Raw genomic sequence first — 8,587 nt, forward strand, 5'->3', positions numbered from 1 at the left:
GCCTTGGGGCCGGGGCTGGCTTCGGGATGGTACTGCACCGAGAAGATCGGCTTGCCATCCACGGCCAGGCCCGCATTGGAGCCGTCGAACAGGGAAATATGGGTCTGGGTGACGCCAGCGGGCAGGCTTTCGGCGTCCACGGCAAAACCGTGGTTCATCGAGGTGATCTCGACCTTGCCGGTGGTCAGATCCTTGACCGGGTGGTTGGCGCCGTGATGGCCCTGATGCATCTTGGAGGTCTTGCCACCCAGGGCCAGGCCCATGAGCTGGTGGCCGAGGCAGATGCCGAACATTGGCTTGCCGGTTTCCATCAGCTTCTGAATGGTTGGCACAGCATATTTTCCGGTCTCGGCCGGGTCGCCGGGACCGTTGGAGAGGAACACGGCATCAGGGTTGTGTGCCATGACGTCGGCCGCCGTGGCGGTGGCCGGGACGACGGTCACCTTGGCGCCCTGGTCGGCCAGGCAACGCAGGATGTTGCGCTTGGCGCCGTAGTCGATGGCGACGACATGGAATTCGGGATTCTCGACGGTGCCGTAGCCCTTGTTCCACTGCCAGCCGGTCTGGTCCCAGTGATAGGTCTGGGCGGTGGTCACTTCCTTGGCGAGGTCGAGACCTTCAAGGCCGGGGAAGGCGTCCAGTTCGGCCTTGATCGAGCCTTCGTCAAACTGGCCGGTCGGCTCATGAGCGATGACGCCATTGGGCATGCCCTTTTCGCGGATCAGGGCCGTGAGGGCGCGCGTGTCGATGCCGGCAATGCCGATGATGTTGCGCTTCTTGAGCCAGGCGTCGAGCTTTTCAGCAGCGCGGTAGTTTGAGGGGTTGGTGATGTCGGCCTTGAGCCCGACGCCACGCACGCCCGACAGGGCCGCCATGTTCACCGTTTCGATGTCTTCGTCATTCGTGCCGACATTGCCGATATGGGGGAAGGTGAAGGTGATGATCTGCCCGGCATAGGAGGGGTCGGTCAGCACTTCCTGGTAGCCGGTCATGGCGGTGTTGAAGCACACCTCGCCAGCGGCGTGACCCACCGCCCCGATGCCGTGGCCTTCAAGGCGCGTGCCATCGGCCAGGATCAGAACTGCGGTCGCGGGTTTTTGCTGCCAGCCGGTCACGTTGGAACTCCAAGCTCGGTTATCGTGTGGTCGCGCGGCACGAGCGGCGGCCGAAGGCCTGCCAGTTGCCAAAGCGATGATGTCGGTTGAGGCCTCCTCATAGAAGGCATGGCCAATCAGCGCAAGTGGCGGGAGCCGCGTTTGTTGCCTATATGGGGGCAGGAAAATGCATGGCAAGGAGCCAGAGATCACATGCGCGAAGACATCAGCGAAGGGCTCAAACAGGCGCTCAAGGCCCGGGACCAGCGCCGCACGGCGACGCTGCGGTCGATCAATTCGGCGATCAAGGACCGCGACATCGCCAATCGCGGTGAGGGCAAGGGGCCGGCCACCAATGACGAAATCCTGGCGATGATCCAGAAGATGGTGAAGCAGCGCGAGGAGAGCTTTGCGATCTACGCCCAGGCCGGGCGGGCCGATCTGGCCACGGTAGAAAAGGAAGAGATCGACATTCTCAATGAGTTCCTTCCTAAGTCGCTGAGCGATGAAGAGGTTGCTGCCGCCATTACCGCAGCCATTGCTGCGACCGGCGCGGAGGGGCCCAAGGACATGGGCAAGGTGATTGCGCAGCTCAAGGCCGACTACCCGGGGCGAATCGATTTCGGCAAGGCCAGTGGCCAGGTTCGGGCGGCACTGAGCGCTTGATGACCAGGACGGATGGCGACCTTTTGCTTCCCGAAAGGTCGCCGTCCGTCATGCCACGAGGCGGAACGGGGCGACGTGGACTTGGTTGCGGCCGGCCTGCTTGGCCTTGTAGAGGGCAGAATCGGCGCGGCTGAGGACCGATGAGAAGGTCTCGTTGACACCTGCTGTCGCCATGCCGGCGCTGACTGTTGCGGTGGTCTTGCCCTCATCGTCGATGGCCAGGGCAAGGTCGGCGAAGGCCTTGCGGATGTGTTCGGCAACCTGCCGGGCCGCATCCCGATCCCGTCCGGGGAGGATGGCGCAGAATTCCTCCCCGCCCAGGCGGGCAATGGCATCGCTGTGCCGCAGTTCCTGCCGCAGGATATCGGCAAAGCGGGTGAGTACGAAATCGCCATGGGCGTGGCCCATCCGGTCGTTGATCTGCTTGAAGTGATCCAGATCGAACATGATCACGGCCAATCCGGTCACGCTGTCGCTTTCTGCGAAGCGCTGGAACAGGGCACGGCGGTTGAGGACGCCGGTCAGGGCGTCGGTATTGGCTTCCAAACGGTGGCGCCGGGCGGCGCGGGCGTGGTGCAGCGTAAGGGTGATGGCGCCGATGCCGGTGAGGCCGGTGAGGCTCAGAATGGAATTCAGATCCTCGGCCCAGTTGTCGGCGGGCGCCGTGAGCACCCAATTGCCGTCCAGGACCAGCATCACCGCACAGGCGAAGAAGGACAGCGCCACCACCACATAAAGCGTGCTGTTGGCGACCAGGGCCACCCATGCTTCCCGCCGGATGAGCCAGTATTCGCGAGCACAAAGCAACATGAAGACGCCCGCCGCGATGTTGAGGACGATGGCCCCAATGCCCGAATAGCCCATGAGGAAGGGAACGGCCTGTACCGGAAGGGCGATCGCCACCACGGCAATGGCGGGGAGCAAGCTTGCATTGGAGTCACGGAAGACGCGAGAGCCGGAGTAGATCAGCGACAGCCCGACCACGACCAGGGTATAGGGCAGGAGCGTATGGAAGAGATCATAGCTGCCTTCGCGCAGTCCTAGGATGCTCGCGCCCGCAGCAACAGAGGCGACGCCGAAGCCGCCATGGACAAGGTATTTTTCGTGGCGCGCGTTGAGCCAGCCGATGAGCAATGCCACGGTGAGAGAGGCACTGGAAAAGGCAATACCAATCAATAGTGTCGCGTTGTCGATCATGCCTGGTCACCGAGCGAGCCGATTCCGACTCTGGAAGATGCCGTCATAGACCGGATTCCGCTAAAGGGTGGCTAAGGATTAGGACCCGCTACGCGGGTGGTTAACGGCTGGTTACCGATTGGCATTGGACGGTGTGCTCTTGGGCGACTCTGCGCGCCGGGTTAGTCTGGTTACAGATTGGGCAAGCGGCATGCCGCAAGGAGGGTGTAATGTCTATTTCGTCGGAGACCAGGAAGCGGTTTGCCTTGGCCACGGCCTTGCGCGGTTTGCTGATGCTGGTGGGTGGCATCTATGCGGTGGTCTGGCCCACTGAGGCATTGACCGTGCTGGTGCTGTTTGGTGGAGCGCTCTTGCTGATCGACGGGGTGCTGGGCTTGTGGAGCCTCACCTTCGGGGGCGGAAAGTCGGGCAATTACTGGTTCGACGTGATCGCAAACGCCGCCTCATTGCTGCTTGGCATTGTCATTCTGGTCAGCCCGTTGCTGGCGACCATTTTCACCGTGACGTTCATTGTGACGCTGGTCGGCCTTGCGGCCTTGTTCGTGGGCGCGATGCAGATCGTGGTGGTGGTCCGGGAGCGCGAGAGTTATGCCCGGATCTGGCCGGTCGTCCTCTCGGGGCTGTCCTACGTGCTGCTCGGACTGCTGCTGCTGTTTTTCCCGGTGTTTTCGGCAGCGGTGGGCGTCGTCATCGGCGGCATTTTGCTGATCGTCTTCGCCATCGGGTTGTTCGGCTGGGCGTGGCGGCTCTACCAGGCAAGCAAGGCCGGGTAAGCCCCGGCGGCTATTTCAGTTCAATTGTGTCGCTGGTGCGGGGACGCTCATACATGGTGTCCTGCATGACGAGGCCTTGACCGGCGCCGAAAGCGCTGGCCAAGGCGGAGAAAATGGATTCATAGGTGAAATCCGCTCGCACTGCGACCGTCTGCACGCCATCCAGGGCCAGGCTTGCGGGCACGGGAAAGGCCGGAGGATTTCCAGTCGATTCCGGGGTGGTCTGATAGGCCCTTGACCAGGCGACCGTCTGGGTGCCGCCATTGTTCGAAATGACGGTCAACACCAGCTTGAGGCTCGTCGTGTCGTATGGGGCCAGAAGCGAGGCCGATCCGGCCATAGTGAGCGTCACGGCCTGTTGGGTGATCTCGTCCTGCTGCGCGACAAGGTCGGTGAGTGTGGCGGTTACCTGCCGCAGCTTGCGGTGAACGGTCAGCGCCTCGTTGACATAGACCATGCCGATCAACATCACGAGCACGATCGGCACGATGAGGGCGAATTCGATCGCGGCGACCCCGCGCTCGTCACCGATGATACGATGGCAGCTAGAACGGTTCATTGCGGAACAGGGCGCTGGCGACAACAACGCGGTTGCCATTGGTCAGGCGGGGCGTCAGGGCGCCGAAGACGTCGAATAATGGTGAGAACTGGAAGAAGCCGCGGACAATGATATAGGAGCCGCCAACCCCGGCCTCGTAGATCTGGACCCCGGTGAAATCACCATTGGCGTTGACGGGCAGGCTGTAGGTGGTGGCCGCAAGGCTGTCGAGTTCGACCACGTCGATGTGGCTATTGTCCATGCAATCGAACAGGTCGAAGATATTGTCGCACATGGCTTCGCGCAGGTCCTCGGCGCTCATCCCCTGCGTCTGGGCCTGGCCGGTGCGGACCAGGCGCGCCGTGCGCTGGACCGAATAGTCCATGGCCGTCGCGACGAAGTACTGCATGCTGACTTCCATCGTCCCCAGCAGCAGGAAAAGGAAGGGGCCGACCAGCAGCGCGAACTCCACGACGGTTGCACCGCGCTGATTGCGCCGCAGACGGCGCCATTTCCGGGCCAGCCAAATCATTGGGTCAACCTCACGCTGGACAGATAGCGGTTGAACAGCGTGGTCAGGCTGTCACTGATCTCGCTGACGTCGGTTGCCTGCATGAAATATTGGGAGGAGGTGGCGCAGTCCTCCAGCGCGATCGGCAGATAGTCGTGACGCGAGGTGCTGCTGGAGACGCCCGCCCGCATTTCGCCACCCCAGGTCGTTGACCAAACGCCGCTCGCCATGGTCTGGCCCAGCGTGGCATTGTACCCCCAGTCCCACGGGATGGGCAGATAGGTGGTGTAAACGGTCGCGAAGGTGGCGCCGTTGGACTTGATATTGTCGCACCATTCCGGATTGAGGGGGCCGACCTTGCCTCTTTCCCACCAATTGATCACCCAGGAACGGCGGGACTGCACGCCGTCTGTCACCATCATCACCAGTTTAAGCGGACTATTTGCGGTTTTGCCGTCGCCTGCAGTGCCGACCATGGGCGTCAAGGCGTTGAGCGAGACGTCGAAGAATGTCCCGTCAGTGGAGGTGGCGCTGGTCAGATATTTGGAAGGGTTCTGCAGGGCGGCACGGACGGCATCCATATCGAACGTGGGCGAAAGCGCTCGGGCCGTGGTCGCTGCCAGGCGGTAGAGGCCCACGCGAATGCGCGACCCCGAGGGGTCGATCCCTTCTACTGTGCTCAGAACCTGTTCGACAGCGTCGAGCATGACGTCGGTACGCAGTTCGACATTGTTGCTGGAACTGTAGTGATAATAGGTGTCGTAGTGGGAGCCGTTGACCCAAACGGAGTGCGGCTCATGGCATGCAAAGGCGCAGCCCAGAGCCGAAGTCATGTGTGACTGGTGGGCGGGCGTGGACGCCAGCAGCATTGAGGCGGATTTGTCGAGGACCAGATAGACATTCAGATAGGACGTCGCTGGCCCGGCAACGGCGCTCTTCACGGCGACCGGGACCGAGAGAATGCCGGCGATCTGCATTAGCGTGGTGGGGACCTGAGCGGTGGCCGTGGCGCTGATGGTAGAGCCCTCAGTGCTGACCACGATATCTTCGAGCGAGAAGGAGTCGAGCCGCGTCTGGGCGCTGAACCAATCGTGGATGACCTCCTCGATGGCGTCAGAATCGAGATTGTCGATCTGCTTGATGGCGGCAATGAGAGCCAGATCGAGCTCAGCCTGCATTTCGGAATAGGCGCCATAGGCTCTCAGGTAGTCGACGCTCACCCCGCCGCCGACCAGAAGCAGCGGGAGCAACAGCCCGAAGGTGACGGCAATGTTTCCTGAGACGCTCGCATGGAAGCGGCGTGCAATTTCTTGCATAAAACAGAGGTATTTCAAGCGCGCCCAACCTGAAACGTTTACGATTCTACCCCGTACTAGTACTAAGTTCTGAAATAGAAATTAATAAAAGGACCGTAAACGGGGCCTTGCGTGGCGGGGCTCACAAAAATCGGGCGCCGCGGCGGTGACCTCTCGCATTTTTGAACATTTTCGACCCGGAAGACGCGTTCAGCCAATGGTCAGGCGCAGAGCGTCAAGGCGCGGTCAGCGGTAGGTCACATCAATTCCCGCCACTGCGGGGTCGCTTCTGAGGACCTCGCCCGTTTCGGGCAGTGTGATCTCGATAGTGCCTTGGGCGGTCCAACGTGGGGCCAGGTCGACATCGGCGGCCACAGAAACGAAGCTGGCGGCATCGAAGGGCACCAGTTCGCCGGGCGGCACGAGGACTGCTTGCGTATTGGGCGGTGTGTCGCCACAAGCGCGGGAGAAGGCGACCAGGTCAAACTCGCCATCGGGCGCAGTGAGGCGCTGGGCTTCGGTAATGGTGCAGGGCGGAAGCATGTCGCTGACCAGCCAAAGGGTCATGCCGATGGCCAGCGCCGGACCGACCGTGAGGGCGAGGAGGACGGCAACGGGCATCTTGGCTTTGGGCATGGCTGTGGAAAACTCTCTGTTGGTGACTTGGGCGCTGTGAGCGCCTAGATAACACACATGCGCTTCACCGATACGTTTCTGGACGAGATCCGCCAGCGCCTGCCGATTACGCAGGTGGTGGGCGAACACGTCCTGTGGGACAAGCGCAAGAGCCAGCCGGGCAAGGGTGACATGTGGGCATGCTGCCCGTTTCATGCCGAAAAAAGCCCAAGCTTCCATGCCGATGACCGCCGCGGGATCTATCACTGCTTCGGTTGCGGTGCGAGCGGCGACCACTTCCGGTTTTTGACGGAGAAAGCCGGGATGAGCTTTCCCGAAGCCGTCGAGAAGCTGGCCGGAATGGCCGGTGTGCCGATGCCGGCCCGCGACGAGCGGACGGAGAAGCGCGAGGCCGCGCAGCGGACACTGGTCGATGTCATGGAGCTGGCCACGAAATATTTCGAGGCGGCGCTGGCCCATAATATCGGCGCGCGGGCCCGAGGATATTTGTTCGAACGTGGCGTGTCGCCGACGAGCCAGGCGCGGTTCCGCATCGGTTTTGCGCCCGACAGCCGCAATGGGCTCAAGGAGCACCTGGCGGCCAATGGGGTGTCGGCACAGGCGATGATCGATACAGGGCTGGTGACTAGCCGAGACGACGATCCGCTGACCTATGACCGGTTCCGTAATCGCGTGATGTTCCCCATCACCGATTTCCGCGGTCGAGTAATTGCCTTTGGTGGGCGGGCGCTGAGCCCGGATGTGCCGGCCAAATATCTCAACTCGCCAGAAACGCAGCTCTTTTCCAAACGGCAGACGCTCTACAACGGGCAGTCGGCGCGCACTGCGGCGCGTGACGGAGCCAGCGTCATCGTCGTGGAAGGCTATCTGGATGTGATCGCGGCGGTCGCGGCCGGCTTCGAAGGCACGGTGGCACCGCTGGGCACCGCGCTGACCGAAGAGCATGTGCAATTACTCTGGCGGATGGCCGACACGCCGATCCTGTGTTTCGACGGTGACAAAGCGGGTCTCAAGGCCGCTGAGCGCGCGGCCGACCTGATCCTTCCGCATTTGAAGCCCGGCAAGACGGTCAAGATCGCGACTCTTCCGGAAGGTCAGGATCCGGATGACCTCATCAAGGCGCAGGGCAGGGCGGCCTTTGCCGAAGTGATCGAGAAGGCCCGCAGCCTTTCAGACATGATCTGGAGTTTCGAGACTGGCGGATTGGTGCCCGAGGCGCCCGAGGAGCGGGCTGCGCTGCAGGCGCGTCTGCGCGAGCGAGCCAATTCCATCCAGGATTCGACGGTACGCTTTCACTATCAGCAGGCTTTTGACGAGAAGTTGAAGGCATTCTTCGCGCCGCTGCGCCAAGGTGGTGGGCGCGAAAACTGGCGCGGCGGCAAGCCGGCCTATGGGCAGAGCGGCGCCTATGGCTATCCGCGCGGCGGCACGCCACGGCTGGTGGTATCCGACACCTTGCGCAATTCCCGACTGATCAGGACAGGGGCGATGGCTGACGCCAGCCCGCGCGAGGCGACGATCATCCTGACGCTGGTCAATCATCCGGCGCTGGTGGAGGACCATTTTGAGGGACTGGCGGCGCTCGATTGTGAAACGCCGGTAGCGCAGAAGGTGCTCGGCGACATTCTGGCCCTGGTGGTGCGGCATCACGATATTTCGGCTGGCGATCTGCAGTCGGCGCTGGGTGTCCGGGGGCATGGGGCAGCGCTGGCGCGGATGACGGAGACTTTGAGCCGGCAGGGCGTCTGGCAGGTGGGGCCGGAAACGGCACTGGCCGATGCTGAAACCGGATTAGCGCATGCGCTGGCCTTGCATAACAAGAAAGTTCAGCTAAATAGGGAACTGAAGGCAGCCGAAGCCGCGCTGGGCGAAGACCC

The 8,587-nt window shown here is 62.2% G+C and carries 9 protein-coding genes; 3 read left to right on the plus strand and 6 right to left on the minus strand.

Features of this window, described 5'->3' with window-relative positions:
- Positions 1–1,115: glutamine-hydrolyzing carbamoyl-phosphate synthase small subunit (gene carA, locus QZ564_RS18340; protein ID WP_297113219.1), on the minus strand; the 1,115-nt coding region annotated here is incomplete at its 3' end.
- Positions 1,116–1,307: 192 nt separating this feature from the next.
- On the opposite strand from carA, the gene QZ564_RS18345 reads away from it, so the two are divergent.
- The gene (locus tag QZ564_RS18345; protein ID WP_297113221.1) at positions 1,308–1,760 is read left to right on the plus strand and encodes a GatB/YqeY domain-containing protein; all 453 of its coding nucleotides are present in this window, start codon (positions 1,308–1,310) and stop codon (positions 1,758–1,760) included.
- Between the two features lie 48 nt (positions 1,761–1,808).
- Here the strand turns inward: QZ564_RS18345 and QZ564_RS18350 are convergent, their stop codons facing one another.
- On the minus strand, positions 1,809–2,957 hold the full coding sequence (locus QZ564_RS18350; RefSeq protein ID WP_297113224.1) for a GGDEF domain-containing protein: 1,149 nt from the start codon (positions 2,955–2,957) through the stop codon (positions 1,809–1,811).
- Between the two features lie 209 nt (positions 2,958–3,166).
- Here QZ564_RS18350 and QZ564_RS18355 point away from each other — a divergent pair, with 209 nt between their 5' ends.
- On the plus strand, positions 3,167–3,730 hold the full coding sequence (locus QZ564_RS18355; protein ID WP_297113226.1) for a DUF308 domain-containing protein: 564 nt from the start codon (positions 3,167–3,169) through the stop codon (positions 3,728–3,730).
- A 10-nt stretch (positions 3,731–3,740) separates the two neighbouring features.
- Here the strand turns inward: QZ564_RS18355 and QZ564_RS18360 are convergent, their stop codons facing one another.
- The 4 genes from QZ564_RS18360 to QZ564_RS18375 form a co-directional block, all read right to left on the minus strand.
- Positions 3,741–4,289 carry a TadE/TadG family type IV pilus assembly protein gene (locus QZ564_RS18360; RefSeq protein WP_297113228.1) on the minus strand — a complete coding sequence of 183 codons (549 nt, stop codon included), beginning with the start codon at positions 4,287–4,289 and terminating at the stop codon, positions 3,741–3,743.
- Positions 4,276–4,800, minus strand: coding sequence for a TadE/TadG family type IV pilus assembly protein (locus QZ564_RS18365; RefSeq protein ID WP_297113230.1), 525 nt, complete (start codon positions 4,798–4,800; stop codon positions 4,276–4,278). The genes QZ564_RS18360 and QZ564_RS18365 overlap by 14 nt, the downstream gene beginning before the upstream one ends.
- The gene (locus tag QZ564_RS18370; RefSeq protein WP_297113232.1) at positions 4,797–6,095 is read right to left on the minus strand and encodes a pilus assembly protein TadG-related protein; all 1,299 of its coding nucleotides are present in this window, start codon (positions 6,093–6,095) and stop codon (positions 4,797–4,799) included. The genes QZ564_RS18365 and QZ564_RS18370 overlap by 4 nt, the downstream gene beginning before the upstream one ends.
- A 225-nt stretch (positions 6,096–6,320) precedes the next feature.
- Positions 6,321–6,710 (minus strand): hypothetical protein, encoded by a 390-nt coding sequence (locus QZ564_RS18375; RefSeq protein WP_297113234.1) that lies wholly within the window; start codon positions 6,708–6,710, stop codon positions 6,321–6,323.
- 57 nt (positions 6,711–6,767) lie between these two features.
- Here QZ564_RS18375 and dnaG point away from each other — a divergent pair.
- A partial coding sequence (gene dnaG / locus QZ564_RS18380; RefSeq protein ID WP_297113236.1) for a DNA primase occupies positions 6,768–8,587 on the plus strand: 1,820 nt, incomplete at its 3' end.

Origin of the sequence: uncultured Devosia sp. (assembly GCF_913055165.1) — a bacterium.
Taxonomy (GTDB): Bacteria; Pseudomonadota; Alphaproteobacteria; order Rhizobiales; family Devosiaceae; genus Devosia.

Coding starts and splice junctions, on each gene's coding strand:
- QZ564_RS18345 (WP_297113221.1), top strand. CDS start 1,308: ATGCGCGAAGACATCAGCGAAGGGCTCAAACAGGCGCTCAAGGCCCGG.
- QZ564_RS18350 (WP_297113224.1), bottom strand. CDS start 2,957: ATGATCGACAACGCGACACTATTGATTGGTATTGCCTTTTCCAGTGCC.
- QZ564_RS18355 (WP_297113226.1), top strand. CDS start 3,167: ATGTCTATTTCGTCGGAGACCAGGAAGCGGTTTGCCTTGGCCACGGCC.
- QZ564_RS18360 (WP_297113228.1), bottom strand. CDS start 4,289: ATGAACCGTTCTAGCTGCCATCGTATCATCGGTGACGAGCGCGGGGTC.
- QZ564_RS18365 (WP_297113230.1), bottom strand. CDS start 4,800: ATGATTTGGCTGGCCCGGAAATGGCGCCGTCTGCGGCGCAATCAGCGC.
- QZ564_RS18370 (WP_297113232.1), bottom strand. CDS start 6,095: ATGCAAGAAATTGCACGCCGCTTCCATGCGAGCGTCTCAGGAAACATT.
- QZ564_RS18375 (WP_297113234.1), bottom strand. CDS start 6,710: ATGCCCAAAGCCAAGATGCCCGTTGCCGTCCTCCTCGCCCTCACGGTC.